This window comes from Sphingomonas caeni, assembly GCF_026013415.1.
Lineage (GTDB): Bacteria > Pseudomonadota > Alphaproteobacteria > Sphingomonadales > Sphingomonadaceae > Sphingomonas > Sphingomonas caeni.
On record NZ_JAPDOK010000007.1, the window covers coordinates 96,910 to 112,155 of the forward strand.

Genomic DNA, 15,246 nt, shown 5'->3' on the forward strand with positions numbered 1-15,246 from the left:
CGGCCGTTCCTGTCCGGGGAGGCGAACGGCCGATGGAAAAGAGAGCGTAGGGAGAGGGCATGGAAGTCGTCGCGGTCGATATTGGGGGAACGCACGCACGCTTCGCGATCGCGGAGGTTGCGGATGGCCGCGTCGTCTCGATCCAGCATGAATCGACGCAAAAGGTGGCGCACCATCCCAGCCTCCAGCTCGCCTGGCAGGCCTATGGCGAGACGCTGGGGCGCACGCTGCCTCCCGCCGCCGCCATCGCGGTCGCTTCGCCGATCAACGACGAGCTGATCAAGCTCACCAACAATCCGTGGATCATCCGCCCCAAGCTGATCCCCGAACGGCTGGGTGCCGAGACCTGGACGCTCGTCAACGATTTCGCCGCGATCGGCCATGCGGTGGCGCAGCTGGGCGACGAGGCGTTCGTTCATGTTTGCGGTCCGGAGACAACGTTGCCGGACCGCGGCTCGATCACCGTGTGCGGCCCCGGCACCGGGCTCGGTGTGGCGCAGATCTTCCGCCACGATGCCGGCTATCACATCATCGCGACCGAGGGCGGGCATATCGATTTCGCCCCGCTGGACGCGATCGAGGACACGCTGGTCAAGCGGCTGCGCAAGGATTTCACGCGCGTTTCAACCGAACGCGTGGTCGCGGGGCCAGGCATCGTCGCCATCTACGAGACGCTCGCCGAGATCGAGGGGCGCGCGGTCCACCGGATGGACAACAAGCAGATCTGGGACCTGGCCTTTGAGGGCAAGGACAGCCTCGCGGTCGCGGCGATGGACCGCTTCTGCCTGAGCCTCGGCGCGGTCGCCGGCGACCTCGCGCTGACGCACGGGCCGTGCGGCGTGGTGATCGCGGGCGGATTGGGCTTGCGGCTGAAGGACCATCTGCTGCAATCGGGCTTTGGCGAGCGCTTCGTCGCCAAGGGAAGGTTCCGCAATCTGATGGCCTCGATACCTGTGAAACTGATCACCCATCCCCAGCCCGGCCTGTACGGCGCCGCCGCCGCCTTTGCGCAGGAGCATGCGCATTGAGCGAGATCGAGACCATCATGCGCACCAGCGCGGTGATCCCGGTGCTGGTGATCGAGGATGCCGCGACCGCCAGGCCGCTCGCCGAGGCGCTGGTCGCCGGGGGGCTGCGCGTGCTCGAGGTGACAATGCGTACCGCCGCCGCGCTCGACGCGATCCGCGAGATGAAGCAGGTGCCTGGCGCGATCGTCGGGGCAGGCACGGTGGTCAACGCCGACCAGTTCGAGCAGGTGATGAAGGCTGGTGCCGAATTCATTGTTTCGCCAGGGCTTACCGAGCGGCTGGGCGAGGCGATCACCGGCAGCGGCGTGCCGTTCCTGCCGGGCGTCGCCACCGCGGGCGACGTGATGCGCGGGCTCGATCTGGGGCTCCAGCATTTCAAATTCTTCCCGGCCGAGACCTCGGGCGGATTGAAGGCGCTCAAGGCGCTCGCCGCGCCCTTCTACCAGTGCAAGTTCTGCCCGACCGGCGGGATCACCGCGGCGACCGCGCCCGAATGGCTGGCGTTCGATCCGGTGCTGTGCGTGGGCGGGAGCTGGGTGACGCCCAAGGGGGCGAGCATGGCCGAGGTGGAGACGCTGGCTAAGGAAGCGGCGGGGCTTCGGTAATGCGCGCAGGCTTTGCTGGCGTCGAGATCGATGTGCCTGCCGGCTGGCTCGATATTACCGACGACCTTGACGACGACCCACCTCCGACACTGGCTCGGGAGGATGGTGTCGGGGCGATCCAGTTCAGTATAGCATGGTACGAGTCCGGTGCGCTGCCGGGCATCGACGAAGTAGCCCTTCAGCAGATGCTCTGGTCACGATTTGGTTCGCCGACGGTAACCGAACAGACATGTCCGCATCTGGTCGTCGGCACTGACACAATGATGGAGGATAACAGGCTGGGCGCCTGGTACGTCAGCGATGGCGCGAGCGTGGCTTTCGTCACCTATGTTGGAGAGGCTACCGACCCGGCATCTGCCGGGGAGTTGGCGGATGCCCGGGGCATCGCTTGCTCGCTGAGATTCCCAGGAACTCCCTAACTCGCGCTACTCCTAGGGAATCTCCCCCCTAGCCCTTCGGAGCGCCCGCCATTTCTGCACATTGGCATCGTGCTGCTCATAGGTGTCGGCGAACACGCTTCCGCCCGAGCCGTCCGCCACGAAGAAGATCGCGTTACTCGGCGCCGGATCGAGCGCGGCGTCGATCGAGGCGCGCCCGGGATTGGTGATCGGGCCCTGGGGGAGCCCCAGCATCGCATAGGTGTTGTAGCCGTTCTGTGCGTGAAGCTCCGACTGCAGGATGCGGCGGCCGAGCGGGCGGCCATGTGTGACCGGATAGATGGTGGTCGGATCGGCCTCGAGCTTCATGTTGCGCTTGAGCCGGTTCGAATAGACCGCGGCGACCATCCGCCGCTCGGTCGCGATCCCCGTCTCCTTCTCGATGATCGAGGCGAGGATCAGCGCGTCGCGCGGATTGTCGATCGCGAGGCCCGGCTTGCGGCTCTGCCAGGCCTTGGCGAGGTAATTGACCATCGCCTTCTGCATCCGGTCGAGCACCGCCTGGCGCGTCTCGCCGCGATTATAGGCATAGGTGTCGGGCAGGATGGTACCCTCGGGCGGCACCTGGACCTCGCCGGTGAGCCCTGGCGCCTTCATCAGCAGGTCATAGACCATCACCGACGGCATCCCTTCGGGCACCATGATCTGGCGCTGGAGGGTCTTGCCGCCCTGGAGCAAAGCGAGCACGTCCGACTGGCTGCTATGCGCGAGGAAGCGATACTCGCCGGCCTTGATCGGCGCGCCGCCGCCGAACACGCGCGACAGGATGGTGAAGAAGCGCGCCGATCGGATCACGCCGTTCTTTTCGAGTTCGTTCGCCGCGCTGGTCAGGCTCGAACCCTCGGCGATGACCACCGTGGTGTTCGCCTTGGCCGGTCCGGGGCCCGCCCAGAGCTGAAGCAGCACGAAACCCGCAAGGACCGCGAGCAGCAGGCCGATGAACAGCGCACAGCCGCCCCGGCGCCGTTTCCTGGGCGCCGCACTCGGCGGTGCGGGCGTTTCCTCAGACAGCCTTCATCACCAGGCTGGCGTTGGTGCCGCCGAAGCCGAAGCTGTTGTTGAGCACCGCCTTGACGCTGCGTTCCTTGGCCTTGAACGGCACCAGATCGACGCCCGCGCAATTCTCACTCGGATTGTCGAGGTTGAGCGTCGGCGGGACGATCTGGTCGCGCAGCGCAAGAATGCAGAAGATGCTCTCCACCGCGCCCGCGCCGCCGAGCAGATGCCCGATCGCGGACTTGGTCGAGCTCATCGAGAGCGTCGCGATATTGTTGCCGAACAGGCGGCGGACCGCGCCCAGCTCGAGCTCGTCGCCGAGCGGCGTCGAGGTGCCGTGCGCGTTGATGTAATCGATGTCGGAAAGGTCGAGGCCCGACTTCTTCATCGCCATCGCCATCGAACGGAACGCGCCCGAACCCTCGGGATGCGGCGCAGTGACGTGATAGGCGTCGCCCGACAGGCCGTAACCGACCACTTCGGCATAGATTTTCGCGCCGCGCGCCTTGGCATGCTCATATTCCTCGAGCACGACCACGCCCGCGCCCTCACCCATCACGAAGCCGTCGCGGTCGACGTCATAGGGGCGGCTGGCGCGCCAGGGCTCGTCGCGGAATCCGGTCGAGAGCGCGCGCGCCTGGCCGAAACCGGCGATGCCGATCGGGCAGATCGCGCCCTCCGCACCACCGGCGAGCATGATGTCGGCATCGTCCATCGCGATCATGCGCGCGGCATCGCCGATCGAATGCGCGCCGGTCGAGCAGGCGGTGACCACAGCGTGGTTCGGGCCCATCAGGCCGTATTTGATCGAGACCTGGCCCGAGATCAGGTTGATCAGCCGGCCATGGACGAAGTGCGGGCTGACCCGTTTCGGACCCTTTTCGGCGAGCACCAGCGATTCGCTCTCGATCCCCGGCAGGCCGCCGATGCCCGAACCGATCGAGCATCCGAAGCGCAGCCGCTCCTCCTCGCTCAGGTCGAGCAGGCCGGCATCTTCCATCGCCTGCCCGGCGGCATCGATGCCATAGACGATGAACGGATCGACCTGGCGCTGGATCTTGTGATCGACGCGCTTCGAGGCATCGAAGCCATATTCATGGTCCGCGGGCTTCACCTCGCAGGCATAGTTGCTCTGGAAATCGGTCGCGTCGAAGCGCGTGATCGTCCCCGCGCCCGATTTGGACGCGATGATATTCTTCCAGGCGGTCTCGACGTCGGCCCCAAGCGGGGTGACGAGCCCAAGGCCGGTCACGACTACGCGGCGCATCGCATCTCTCCGTCAAACTTCTTCAATGACTCAAACGCCCGAAAGCGAAACGGCTCCCCGCCCCCATGCGCGATGGCCCGGGACGGGAAGCCGCAAATTGGCACAGGGCCCCCATGCGGGTGCCGCCTGCCGTCAGCCCTGATGCGCGTCGATATAAGCGACCGCGTCGCCGACGGTGGTGATCTTTTCGGCAGCATCATCGGGGATTTCGACGCCGAATTCCTCTTCGAACGCCATCACCAGCTCGACGATGTCGAGGCTGTCGGCACCAAGATCGTCGATGAAGCTCGCCTCGAGCTTCACTTCGCTGGCTTCGACGCCGAGGTGATCGACAACGATCGTCTTAACCCGGTCCTCGGTGCTCATGGTCCCTGTTTTCCTTCTCTGTTGGGCTCTTCAGTGTTGGAACGCACCTAGTCCGCCGCTGATGCCGTTGCAAGAGGGGCGGCGGAGAAGCTAGGCGCGCCGGAAATCGGCGCGCGACACATCGATCAGGCTCAGGCAGCCGAGATAGCGGCCTACTCTTCGCGCCTGCGCCGGATCGAACAGATGCCGGGTACCCGACTCCCGGGCAAAATCCATGACTACCGGCTTCCACACCGGGTCCGACATCGTGACTTCGCGCAGGGACAAGGGCTGGCGAAAATAGAATTCGGCAATCGGCGCCGGATCGATGTCAAAGGACCGCAAGCCGCGCTCGGTGCCCGCGCGCCCGATCTTGCTCTTGGCATAGGTCTGGGCAGCGAACGCTGCTTTCCCGCTCCACCCGTGGAGCCTGGCGCAACGGTCTGCCGCCCGCTGGATCGCCTCGGCCTCGGCATCGGGCAGGACGGGCATCGGGTCGCCGAGCGGCGTGAGGACGATGCGTTCGAAATGGCCCTCGATCCCCGCGGCGATGGGCGCATCGAGCTGTTCGCTGACGCAATCGAGCGTCTTCTCGTCGGCGGCATAGGCGGGCGCGGCAGCGACCGCGAGCCCCGCGCCGAGCGCGATGGCGGCGAGCCAGCTCTTCACGCCTGCGAAAACTCGTAGCTCGAATATTGGATGATGCTGAGGAAGCCGAAGCACTCCGCTATCAGCTCGGCATTCTCGCGCGTCTGCTGCTTCTCGTCGGTGACGAAGCCCTTTACCAGCGTCTCATATTCGGGCTGGGGCAGCGGCTGATTGCGCATCTCCTCGGGCAGCGACTGCCACATATCCTCGAGCGCCCCCGTGTCGAAGCCGCGCTCGGTAGCGATCTTCTGCGCGACCGGCCAGCCGAGCGTCGCCAGGGCATAGAGCTTCGCCGGCTTGACCGCCGCCTCGGGCCAGCCATTCGCATCGGCGCACATCTTGCCCGCCAGATTGAGCGCGGCGGTGACGCGCGGATCATAGCTGTGGCGCTTTCCCGTTTCGGTGAGGTTGCGCTCGACATCGATCGCGATCTGCGCGCGGACGGGCAGTTCGATCTTGTCGGCGATGCAGCCGATCGTGGCGAGATCGGCGGCATGCGCGGGGGCTGCCGCCATCACGGCCGCCGCGATGGGCAGGAGATACCGGATCATGGCTTCACTCAGCTCCCGGCGAAATCGATATAGGCCTTGGCCTGCATCGTCAGCAGCCCATAGAGCGCGCCGCCGAGCGCGGCAGTGTCGGCGTTGATCTCGCCGGCTTCGACCGAGGCGGTGGCAAGCTTGGTCAGCACCTCCTCGCTGGTGCCGTTAGCGAGTTCGTCGTCGGACAGCGCCTTGACGCGGCTCACGAACGCATCGGGATTGAGCCCCTTGGTGCGGGCATAGCGCGCGGCCATCGACCAGCCGAGCCGGGGCACGGTATAGAAGATCGCGGATTCGGTCGCCTTGTCGCTCCAGCCATATTTGGCCCTGCAGGCCTGCGCGGCCTTCTGGATCGCGGCGATCAGCTCGGGGCTGTAGCTTTGCGCCTTGCCGGCATTCTCCAGATTCTTCTGGAGATCGCGATCGAGCAGCGCCCGGGCGTTGCTGTCCAGCCCATCCTCGAGGCAGCGGATCGTCTTGACGTCGGCGGCATGGGCCGGGGTGGCGACCGTGATCGCGACCGGAGTGGCGAACGCCAGTGCAAGGGCGGCAAATCTCAGCATCGTCTTCTCCCGGATCAGGTTCGGTATCAGGTTCGCGGCGCGGGGATGGCGAACGGCATCATCGGCGTGACCCTGGCGCTGCATGTCTGTCGCCAGAGTGAACGCGGAGGCCCTGGCGATCAAGCGCTGAAAGCGGCCTCGGCTTCCTGCTGGAGCACCAGACCGAGAATCCCCTGGCTCAATTTCTGCGCGAACATCGCCCGATCCTCGGCGGGAATGCTCGCGAAATCGATTCCGACAGCGGCTAGCGCGGCCAAGGTTGCTTGCGACTGTTCGTTGCTCACCTGCCCGCTCAGATAGGCCGCGCGCGTCGGCGCATCGAGCCGGGCGACCAGCGCCTGGAGCTTCTCGAAATCGAACCCGTATTTCTTGAGGTTGAAGGTGGCGTCGCCCGAAAGCACGCGGCCCGCGAACCAGCGCAGCGCCAGATCCTCCTTCTTCTTGCCCCAGCCATATTGACTGCGGCACCGCTTGGTCGCGGCCCCGATGCGGTCAACCTCGGCCTTTTCGTCGCCGGTCTGGCCCACCAGCCCCTGGCGCACGACCTTCACCAGCACCGCCCAGTCGGACTTGTGGTAGACGCGGTAGATGCAGGCGATCGGATCGTTGCGGTCGGCCTGCGCATGCGCGGGCGCGATGCCCGTCACGGCGACGAGGGTCGGGGCGAGGAACAGGGCAATGCGGCGCAATTCGGGTCTCCGGGCAGGTGTCAGCCGCCCCGCCCTAGTCGATCGTCGTGCCATTCTCCAGCGTGACGCGCGGGCCATCGGCCTGAACCTGGATCATCGCGAAGCCATCGCGCGGCTTGTCGCACATGTCGAAGGGCTGGATGGCCTCCACCTCACGGTCGGTCCCGCGCTCGCGCAGCACCACGCGCACCAGCGTCATGCATTTCATCGATCGCGGCCGGACGGTCCATACCGCGCGGCTGGGATCGAGGTGGAAGCCCTTGAACTGGTTCCGCCCCCAGACCGGCACGCCGCGCGCGTCGATATCGCCGTCGTTGATGTAGAATTCGGTGACCTCGAAGGTCTTCGACCGGTTGACGACGATCATGCAGCCGAGCTTCTCGCACTGATCGGCCTCGAAATGCGCGGTATATTCGAAGCCCGACGCGTAACGATGCTGCTGGAACCCGATCGGACGGATATCCTGGGGCAGCGGAAAGACACCGCCGCGCCCGGGCCCCATCTGCTCGCCGCCGCGCACCTGCGCCTGCGCGACACCCGGAAGCGCCAGCGCGACCCCCGCCGCCGTGATCAGCATCGGTCCCTTTATCGCTTCCTCCTCGCGAAAGAGCTTTCGCTCAATTTGTCGTGAACCGCACCCGTTCGCCAAAGGACCGGCTTTCCATGAGGCAGAGCGCGAAGATCACGCGTTGCTGCGCGTCGCTTCCCAGCACCACCTTGTGGTTGTCGAGCGCGGTCAGCAGCGCGACCACCGAGTCCTGATTGCCGTCGCTCAGCCCGAGCGCCTGTTCGGGCGTAAGGTCCCGCACCGCCGCCGCGATCGCGTCGGGATCGATGCCGGCGGCCTTCGCCGCCTTGCGCAGCTCGGGCAAGGCAAGCTCGGACATCAGGATGAACCTGGCCGACTCCGCTTCGGCACCACTCCATTTGTGGCGCTTGGCACACGCCTGAACCGCCTGATCGAGCGCCGCGCGGGTCTCGGAGCTGACCGACTGGGGGGTCTCGCTGACCAATGTGCGCGCCGAAACGGCGAACGCGTCGCGCGCGGCGGCCGGCAGCTGCTCGTTCAAACAGGACAGCGTGGCGGGATCGGCGGCCAGCGCCGGGGTCGCCGCAAGACCGGCTGCGATCGCGGCCGCAACGCCCAAATAGCTGATTCGCATCGATGATCCTCCCTTTGGGATCAGATCATCGCCATTCCTCCATTAACGTGCAATGTCTGACCGGTGACATAGCCGGCTTCCTTCGACGCGAGATAGACCACCGCGGCGGCGACGTCCTCGCCGGTGCCGAGATCGCCCGCGGGGATGCGGCTCAGCAACGCGGTCTTCTGCGCCTCGGGCAGCACATCGGTCATCGCCGAGCGCATGAAGCCGGGGGCGACGCAGTTGACGGTGATGTTGCGGCTGGCGAGCTCCTGCGCGAGCGCCTTGGACATGCCGACCAGCCCGGCCTTGGACGCGGCATAATTGGCCTGGCCGGGATTTCCCGTTGCTCCCACGACCGACGTGATCGAGATGACCCGGCCGAAGCGCGCCTTCATCATCGGCTTGGCGGCGGCGCGGATCAGCCGGAACGCGGCTTCGAGGTTGACGCGGATGACCGTGTCCCATTCCTCGTCCTTCATCCGCATCGCCAGATTGTCGCGGGTGACGCCGGCATTGTTGACGAGGATATCGAGCTGGCCGAGCGCCTCGACCGCGCGGGGGACGAGGCCGTCCACTTCGGCCCCATTGGAAAGATCGCATTGAAGCGCAACATGATCGCCACCCAGTTCGGCGCGGAAGGCCTCGAGCTTCTCGGCATTCGACCCGGAGATGACGAGGCGCGCGCCCTGGGCAGCCAGGCCCTTTGCGATCGCGGTGCCTAGGCCCCCGGAAGCGCCGGTGACGAGGGCGGTCATGCCTGTAAGGTCGAACATAGTCTTAGTCCTTCAGAAGATTATTGATTCCGCAAAGACGCTAAGACGCGAAGGGCTGGTGGTTATTGATCACTCTTCGTAACCCTTCCTTGAGCGTGGCGCCGTTGAAATTAATTAGCAGTCCAAGGGACTGCTTGGTGAGCCGTAGATAGGTCAAAGCTGCTTCACGTGCGCATTGTTCAGCTGCTGAACCGACTTAATCTCCACCAAAAATCGATCTTCGATCAACAGGTCGATTCGAAATGCGGCTTCGAAGCGAAGCCCTTCAAAATCAATGTCGATCGGCCTTTGTTGGACGACCTGATAGCCAATCGCCGCGAGCTTCGCCGCCAAGACAGTCTCATACACGGACTCGAGCAAACCGGGCCCCAAGTCCCGATGAATACGCAGCGAAACATCGATGACGTCCCGGCAGATTCCCTCGATATCCGTCAATCATTCACCTCTTTGCGCCTTCGCGTCTTTGCGGAACCAAACCCTACAACGCCTTCACCAGCGCCTCGATGTCGTCCATCGACACCACGCTCGTTGCCACCGCGTCCGGGGCGATGCGCTTGACCATGCCGCCGAGAACCTTGCCGCCGAGCTCGACGAAATCGGTGACGCCGGCATCGAACATCGCCAGCACCGATTCGCGCCAGCGGACCATGCCGGTCACCTGTTCGACCAGCAGCGCGCGGATCGTATCGGGATCGCTCACCGGCGCGGCGGTGACGTTGGCGTAGACCGGCACGAGCGGCGCCTGGATCGCGACCGCGGCCAGCGCCTCGGCCATCGCATCGGCGGCGGGCTGCATCAGCGGGCAGTGGAAGGGCGCGGAGACCGGCAGCAGCAATGCGCGCTTGGCGCCATGATCCTTGGCGATCTCCACCGCACGCTCGATCGCGGCGCGGGCACCCGAGATCACCACCTGCGACGGATCATTGTCGTTGGCGACGGTGCAGATCTCGCCCTGGGCCGCCGCGTCGGCGATCGCCTGCGCCTTGGCGAGATCGGCGCCGAGCAGGGCGGCCATCGCCCCCTGCCCCACCGGCACCGCCGCCTGCATCGCCTGCCCCCTCAGCCGCAGCAGCCGCGCGGTGGTGGCGAGATCTAAGGCGCCCGCGGCGCACAAAGCGGTATATTCGCCGAGCGAGTGCCCCGCCACGAAATCGGCCTTTTCGGCGAGGCGGATGCCGCCTTCCTTTTCGAGCACGCGCAACACCGCGATCGCGTTGGCCATGATCGCCGGCTGGGCATTGGCGGTGAGCTGGAGCTGGTCCTCGGGCCCTTCGGCCATCAGCCGCGACAATTTCTCGCCGAGCGCATCGTCGACTTCCTGGAACACCTCGCGCGCGGCGGGACTCGCCGCCGCCAGCGCCGCGCCCATGCCGACCGCCTGGCTGCCCTGCCCCGGGAAGATGAATGCGCGCATGGGAAGCTCTCCTCTAGATTGCGGGTGCGCCTAGGCCCGGGGTGCGCGGGCGGTCAAGGCGCGTCGCGGCCCCGTGGTAAATCACCGGTTCAACCGAGCGGGCCGAGGCAGGGCGGCGGGGTCGTTCCGGCTCCGCCGCTTCTGCATTGTGGCTTCGGCCCATCGGGAATATGGTTAACGGGAGTCAGCAAAGGGGTTTTGTCATGATCCGCATGTGCCTGAGTGCGATGTTGCTGCTGACCGCATGGCTCGTCCCCGCCCATGCGCAGGGGAACAACCAGGCCGGAGTCGATTCGGCAAACGCGCTGCCCGACGATTTCCGCGGGCGAATCAGCTATTTCGGCAACCATTCGGGCGAGGTCGTCTCGACCCTCACGATCAGCGGCGGCCCCAAGAAGGACTGCCCCCGCCCCGATCATCGCTGCCCCGAGCGGATCGGCGGCAGCCTCGAGATCGAGCTCGAGTTCGACGGCGACATCGTCAAGGGCAATTTCCGCGGCACCGGCGGCCTGCGCGATTCCCAGCTGATCGGCCGCCGCGTCGGATCGCAATGCCGCCTATACGACCTGACCGACGGTTCGGTGTGGCAGGGCCGCTGCGACGCCCAGGGCTTTCAGGGCGGGGTGAAGAGCGTTCCCAATGCCAATGTGCAGATCACCTTGTCGTTCGAGGCGGTGGGGACCAAGGTACGCGACTATTCGGAATGGGAGCGCCGCCGCCGCGCCGCGTGGCTGCGCAAGCGGCATTACCAGATCCTGCGCGCGCAATATGAGGGCAATGGCCCGATCGAACTGCGCTTCGCCGCCGCGGTCGAACTCGACGCATTCAACTGGTCGCTCGACGGTTTCCGCGCGGGAAGCATGACCAATATTCACAAGACCAAGGCGAAACGCGGCGCTTACGAGATCAGCGGCGACTTCACGCTGGAGAGCGGCGCCAAGGGCTCGGTGCGCGCCCGCGTCGAGAATGAGCAGATCGTCTGCCTCGAATATTGGGACATCCCGGGCGTCTGCCGCCCGCTGGCGATGCCCAACCCCCCGCCCGATCCGGAGGACCAGCCCCCGGCCGAAACCTCGTGGCTGCTGCCCAGCACGCCACAGCCGCAGCCGGTCCAGCTCGCGATGCGGCTGGCGAATGTGCGGCTGACGCGGTAGCGCCGACGCATGTCCCATAGCGGGACGGCGCGTTCGCCCGGACGCGCCGCCCGGGCGAATCCAGCCCCGCCCTTGCCTTTGCGAGGGCTTTGAGCCATAGGCCCGCCTCCCGAAGGGGTTTTGAGCACGACTCAACGCCCGTTTCGGCATTTGAGACGATAGCCGGAGGGGCGTCCGCATGGTGCGGCGTCAGCGATCGGCCAAGAGAGAGAAGACCACATGGCTCTTTACGAGCATGTGTTCCTTGCGCGCCAGGATCTGGCACAGGCGCAAGTGGACGCACTGGCGGAAGCCGCCACCAAGATCGTCGAGGACGGCAAGGGCAAGGTCGTGAAGACCGAGTCCTGGGGCCTGCGCAGCCTCGCCTATCGCATCGCCAAGAACCGCAAGGCGCATTATGTGATGCTCGAGATCGATGCCCCCGCGGGCGTCGTCGCCGAGCTCGAGCGCCAGACCCAGATCAACGAAGACGTGATCCGTTACATGACGGTCAAGGTCGATGCGCTCGAAGAGGGTCCGTCGGTGATGATGCGCAAGGGCGATCGCGAACGCCGCGGCCGCCGTGACCGCGACGACACCGGCTTCGGGGAGTAAGAGACATGGCACGACCCTTTTTCCGCCGCCGCAAGAGCTGCCCCTTCTCCGCGAAGGACGCGCCCCGGATCGACTACAAGGACGTCCGGCTGCTGCAGGGCTTCGTTTCGGAGCGCGGCAAGATCGTCCCCTCGCGCATCACCTCGGTGAGCGCGAAGAAGCAGCGCGAGCTGGCCACCGCCATCAAGCGCTCGCGCCACCTGGGCCTGCTGCCCTACATCGTGAAGTAAGGAGCAGACGCAATGGATGTCATTCTGCTGGAACGCGTCGAGAAGCTCGGCGCCATCGGCGACGTGGTTCGGGTGAAGGACGGCTTCGCCCGCAACTTCCTTCTGCCCAACAAAAAGGCGCTGCGCGCCAACGAAGCCAACAAGAAGGTCTTCGAAGCCAATCGTGAGCGCCTGGTCGCCGAAAATGCGAGCCGCCGCGTCGATGCGGAGAAGGAATCGAAGAGCCTCGAGGGCGTTTCGGTCACCCTGATCCGCCAGGCGTCGAACACCGGCCAGCTCTACGGCTCGGTCGCGGTGCGCGACATCGTCGAGGCGCTGGTTGCCGACAATCACAAGGTGAGCAAGTCGCAGGTCGTGCTCGACAAGCCGATCAAGGCGATCGGCGTGTACGAGATCCGCGTCGCGCTGCACCCCGAAGTGTCGGTGACCGTCAAGGTCAACGTCGCCCGCTCGCCCGAAGAGGCGGACATGCAGGCGCAGGGCGTCGACGTGATGGCGGCGATGTTCGAGAAGGACGATGCCGGCTTCGTCGAGGCCTATGATCCCAATGCGGAGCCCGGCGCCACCGCCGAGGTTCAGCCCGAGGCCGAAGAACCGGCCGCCGAGGGCGACGCCGAGGCCTGAGCCTCAGCCGCTACGCAACAAAGAGGGCCGCTCCGGAATGCCGGGGCGGCCCTTTTGTTTTGGGCGACATATCCCATTCCCCGTTCGTGCTGAGCTTGTCGAAGCACTGTCCTTCTGTCGGCCGAAGAAGAAAGACAGCCCTTCGACAAGCTCAGGGCGAACGGAGGGCGGTGGAATTCTGATGGCGCTGCAATGGCAAAGGGGCCGCGCGGCAGTGCCGGCGGCCCCTTTCTCCTCGGGTGAAGATGCTATTGGGCTGCCTCAGGGGCAGGCCACACAAGCGCCGATCATCGCCGCGAGCGGGATGAGTGCGAATAGAACTGGAACGACCTTGTGCATATCGATGCCTGTCCGTTTCTTGCCTGTTAGAACGACCCGGCGGGGGGAAGGTTGCGTCAAGATGAACAACCCGTTGACGCTTCCGCCCCCTTTGCCCGCCACGGCGCATTTTCCGACCGTTTCGGCGCCACCCCGTCGCGGCCCGCGGGGAAGATACGGCGCGACGGCCGCCGCGGATTTGCGTCGGCGGATATCCTTAACCGGGTTTCTACGGATTGTTTTGGCTGGCCGTTAAGGCGATCTGGGCAAAGCTTTGTATACCATCCGCGAATCGTTCCGGATCGGATTCCCGTGGGGGGAATTCCAGTGCGTACCAATGCCAAGTTCCCGGCCGCGCTCGGCCTGTGCTCGATCGCCCTGATCGCCGCCGCTGCGCCCACCCAGGCGCCCGCTCACCTGCCCGTCTGGCGGGGGCTCGAGGCGGGGGTGCTCCAGCAGGTCAATTACGCCCGCACCCATCCTTACGAATATGCCCAGGGGCTGCGCGAATATCGCAGCCATATCCGGGGCGGCATCCTCTACCTGCCGGGCGATCCGGGCGGCATCTACACCAATGAGGGCACCGCCGCGGTCGACGAGGCGATCGAGTTCCTCGAAGCGCAGGAGCCCCTGCCACCCCTCACCGAGGGCCAGATCCTCGCGCTCGCCGCGGGCGACCATGCCGATGCGCAGGGCCGCATGGGCGAGGTCGGCCATATCTCGAGCGACGGCGCCGATCCGGGCGATCGCGTCAAGCGCCGCGGCGGCGACATCTATGTCGGCGAGAGCATCTCGTACGGCTTCGACGATGCCGAGAATGTCGTCCGCCAGCTGATCGTCGATGACGGCGTGCCCGACCGGGGCCATCGCGACCTGCTCTTCACGCGCGATTTCCGCTTCGCCGGCGTCGGCTGCGGCACGCACCGCGAATATCGCTATATGTGCGTCATCGACCTGAGCAGCACCGTCAACGGCGCCCCGGAGATGCCCGAATGGGCTTCGAACCGCGGCGCGAAGACCTTCGTCTATCGCGGCAACTGAAGCCTAGAGGTTGCGGCCATAGGTGATCACCTGGCGCTGGCCCGGTGCGATGGTGAAGCGGTTCGCCGGCGACTGGAGCCAGTTGCACGATTCATGAGTGCAGGTGCCGGTGCGGCCGACCATCAGATCCCAGCAGCCCGCGCCGATCGTGAACGACATGCTCGAATTGTTGGGGATCTCCGACTGGCTGCCGCCCAGGCGATTGAGCCCATAGCTGAGCGCGCTGCAGCGCGAGAGCGTCACCACGTCGATCCCGACGCCGCTGGTGTTGCGGATGACCAGGGTGGCGGGCTGCTCGCCCTTGCGGATCAGCGCGCCCCCCGTGACGCTGGCACAGGACGAAAGCGCGATGGATGCAGCCACCAGCGCGGCGGCGGACGGGCGAAGCAGCTTCATCGACGGACCCCTTATCTTCCTGACATCGCGGGCTAGCTTGCGATCGCCCGTGCAAGCACCCCCCAATTGGGGGCAGGCCCCTCGCGTTAACCTGCGCCAAGCTCTTTTCGGCTAGGGTACCGGGCATCAGGAGAAACCGTCATGAAATTTGTCGAACTCAAGTCTCGCGGCGGCGATTATTTCGTGGTGGCCCAGAACATCGCCTACCTTCGCGCGGACGAAAATGGGCAGACCAAGGTCGGCATGGTCGGCGGCGACTCGCTGCTCGTCGTGGGCAGCATGCGGGAGGTCGCGGCGCAGGTGACGGCGGGCGTGGAAGCCGGCGGCGAAGGGTAGAGTCCGGGCTCAGTAGCGCACCAGGCTGGGCCGTCCCAGCATGTGAAAGTTGACACTGGCTTCACACTATCGCGCATGTTTTCCGCCGCGCAGTTCCC

The 15,246-nt window shown here is 65.7% G+C and carries 21 protein-coding genes and 1 pseudogene; 9 read left to right on the forward strand and 13 right to left on the reverse strand.

All coding sequences use genetic code 11. The features are described 5' to 3' along the window. Window positions 1–59 precede the first annotated feature (59 nt). Genes glk through OF829_RS16375 form a run of 3 tightly spaced genes read left to right on the forward strand, consistent with a single transcriptional unit; the run spans window position 60 to window position 2,052 of the window. Entirely contained in the window at window positions 60–1,028 is a 969-nt protein-coding gene (glk, locus tag OF829_RS16365; RefSeq protein WP_264941194.1) for a glucokinase, read from the forward strand. Next, window positions 1,025–1,633, forward strand: a complete 609-nt coding sequence (gene eda / locus OF829_RS16370; RefSeq protein WP_264941195.1) for a bifunctional 4-hydroxy-2-oxoglutarate aldolase/2-dehydro-3-deoxy-phosphogluconate aldolase — start codon at window positions 1,025–1,027, stop codon at window positions 1,631–1,633. Before glk ends, eda begins: the two co-directional genes overlap by 4 nt. Further along, window positions 1,633–2,052 carry a hypothetical protein gene (locus OF829_RS16375; RefSeq protein WP_264941196.1) on the forward strand — a complete coding sequence of 140 codons (420 nt, stop codon included), beginning with the start codon at window positions 1,633–1,635 and terminating at the stop codon, window positions 2,050–2,052. The genes eda and OF829_RS16375 overlap by 1 nt, the downstream gene beginning before the upstream one ends. A gap of 12 nt (window positions 2,053–2,064) precedes the next feature. Here OF829_RS16375 and mltG read toward each other — a convergent pair whose 3' ends face one another. From mltG to fabD, 12 genes and pseudogenes are all read right to left on the reverse strand, one after another. Then, window positions 2,065–2,976: an endolytic transglycosylase MltG gene (gene mltG / locus OF829_RS16380; protein ID WP_264941198.1), complete on the reverse strand. Its 912-nt coding sequence runs from the start codon at window positions 2,974–2,976 to the stop codon at window positions 2,065–2,067. 97 nt (window positions 2,977–3,073) lie between these two features. Further along, a complete protein-coding gene (gene fabF, locus OF829_RS16385) occupies window positions 3,074–4,333 on the reverse strand; it encodes a beta-ketoacyl-ACP synthase II (protein WP_264941199.1) in 1,260 nt (419 codons plus the stop codon). Window positions 4,334–4,465: 132 nt separating this feature from the next. Beyond that, the gene (locus tag OF829_RS16390; protein WP_264941200.1) at window positions 4,466–4,699 is read right to left on the reverse strand and encodes an acyl carrier protein; all 234 of its coding nucleotides are present in this window, start codon (window positions 4,697–4,699) and stop codon (window positions 4,466–4,468) included. Window positions 4,700–4,789: 90 nt separating this feature from the next. Continuing rightward, window positions 4,790–5,347, reverse strand: coding sequence for a hypothetical protein (locus tag OF829_RS16395; RefSeq protein WP_264941201.1), 558 nt, complete (start codon window positions 5,345–5,347; stop codon window positions 4,790–4,792). Beyond that, on the reverse strand, window positions 5,344–5,877 hold the full coding sequence (locus tag OF829_RS16400; protein WP_264941202.1) for a hypothetical protein: 534 nt from the start codon (window positions 5,875–5,877) through the stop codon (window positions 5,344–5,346). Before OF829_RS16400 ends, OF829_RS16395 begins: the two co-directional genes overlap by 4 nt. An 8-nt stretch (window positions 5,878–5,885) precedes the next feature. Beyond that, window positions 5,886–6,515, reverse strand: a complete 630-nt coding sequence (locus OF829_RS16405; protein ID WP_264941203.1) for a hypothetical protein — start codon at window positions 6,513–6,515, stop codon at window positions 5,886–5,888. 35 nt (window positions 6,516–6,550) lie between these two features. Beyond that, window positions 6,551–7,120, reverse strand: coding sequence for a hypothetical protein (locus tag OF829_RS16410; RefSeq protein WP_264941204.1), 570 nt, complete (start codon window positions 7,118–7,120; stop codon window positions 6,551–6,553). A gap of 34 nt (window positions 7,121–7,154) precedes the next feature. Next, window positions 7,155–7,697, reverse strand: coding sequence for a hypothetical protein (locus OF829_RS16415; protein WP_264941205.1), 543 nt, complete (start codon window positions 7,695–7,697; stop codon window positions 7,155–7,157). 40 nt (window positions 7,698–7,737) lie between these two features. After that, the gene (locus tag OF829_RS16420) at window positions 7,738–8,283 is read right to left on the reverse strand and encodes a hypothetical protein (protein ID WP_264941206.1); all 546 of its coding nucleotides are present in this window, start codon (window positions 8,281–8,283) and stop codon (window positions 7,738–7,740) included. Window positions 8,284–8,303: 20 nt separating this feature from the next. After that, window positions 8,304–9,041, reverse strand: a complete 738-nt coding sequence (fabG, locus tag OF829_RS16425) for a 3-oxoacyl-[acyl-carrier-protein] reductase (protein ID WP_264941207.1) — start codon at window positions 9,039–9,041, stop codon at window positions 8,304–8,306. Window positions 9,042–9,081: 40 nt separating this feature from the next. Beyond that, window positions 9,082–9,476, reverse strand: a pseudogene (locus tag OF829_RS16430) (GxxExxY protein). 43 nt (window positions 9,477–9,519) lie between these two features. Further along, window positions 9,520–10,455, reverse strand: a complete 936-nt coding sequence (gene fabD / locus OF829_RS16435) for an ACP S-malonyltransferase (protein ID WP_264941208.1) — start codon at window positions 10,453–10,455, stop codon at window positions 9,520–9,522. Window positions 10,456–10,658: 203 nt separating this feature from the next. On the opposite strand from fabD, the gene OF829_RS16440 reads away from it, so the two are divergent. The 5 genes from OF829_RS16440 to OF829_RS16460 all read left to right on the forward strand — a co-directional run bounded on the left by OF829_RS16440 (window position 10,659) and on the right by OF829_RS16460 (window position 14,416). Beyond that, complete coding sequence (locus OF829_RS16440) at window positions 10,659–11,609, forward strand: hypothetical protein (RefSeq protein ID WP_264941209.1); 951 nt, start codon at window positions 10,659–10,661, stop codon at window positions 11,607–11,609. Window positions 11,610–11,828: 219 nt separating this feature from the next. Continuing rightward, on the forward strand, window positions 11,829–12,203 hold the full coding sequence (rpsF, locus tag OF829_RS16445; protein ID WP_264941211.1) for a 30S ribosomal protein S6: 375 nt from the start codon (window positions 11,829–11,831) through the stop codon (window positions 12,201–12,203). A gap of 5 nt (window positions 12,204–12,208) precedes the next feature. Continuing rightward, window positions 12,209–12,433, forward strand: coding sequence for a 30S ribosomal protein S18 (gene rpsR, locus OF829_RS16450; protein ID WP_264941212.1), 225 nt, complete (start codon window positions 12,209–12,211; stop codon window positions 12,431–12,433). 12 nt (window positions 12,434–12,445) lie between these two features. Beyond that, window positions 12,446–13,057, forward strand: coding sequence for a 50S ribosomal protein L9 (gene rplI, locus OF829_RS16455; protein WP_264941213.1), 612 nt, complete (start codon window positions 12,446–12,448; stop codon window positions 13,055–13,057). A 645-nt stretch (window positions 13,058–13,702) separates the two neighbouring features. After that, entirely contained in the window at window positions 13,703–14,416 is a 714-nt protein-coding gene (locus OF829_RS16460) for a CAP domain-containing protein (RefSeq protein ID WP_264941214.1), read from the forward strand. A gap of 3 nt (window positions 14,417–14,419) precedes the next feature. Here OF829_RS16460 and OF829_RS16465 read toward each other — a convergent pair whose 3' ends face one another. Further along, window positions 14,420–14,812: a hypothetical protein gene (locus OF829_RS16465; protein ID WP_264941215.1), complete on the reverse strand. Its 393-nt coding sequence runs from the start codon at window positions 14,810–14,812 to the stop codon at window positions 14,420–14,422. Between the two features lie 141 nt (window positions 14,813–14,953). Here OF829_RS16465 and OF829_RS16470 point away from each other — a divergent pair, with 141 nt between their 5' ends. Next, entirely contained in the window at window positions 14,954–15,148 is a 195-nt protein-coding gene (locus tag OF829_RS16470; RefSeq protein WP_264941216.1) for a hypothetical protein, read from the forward strand. Window positions 15,149–15,246 lie beyond the last annotated feature (98 nt).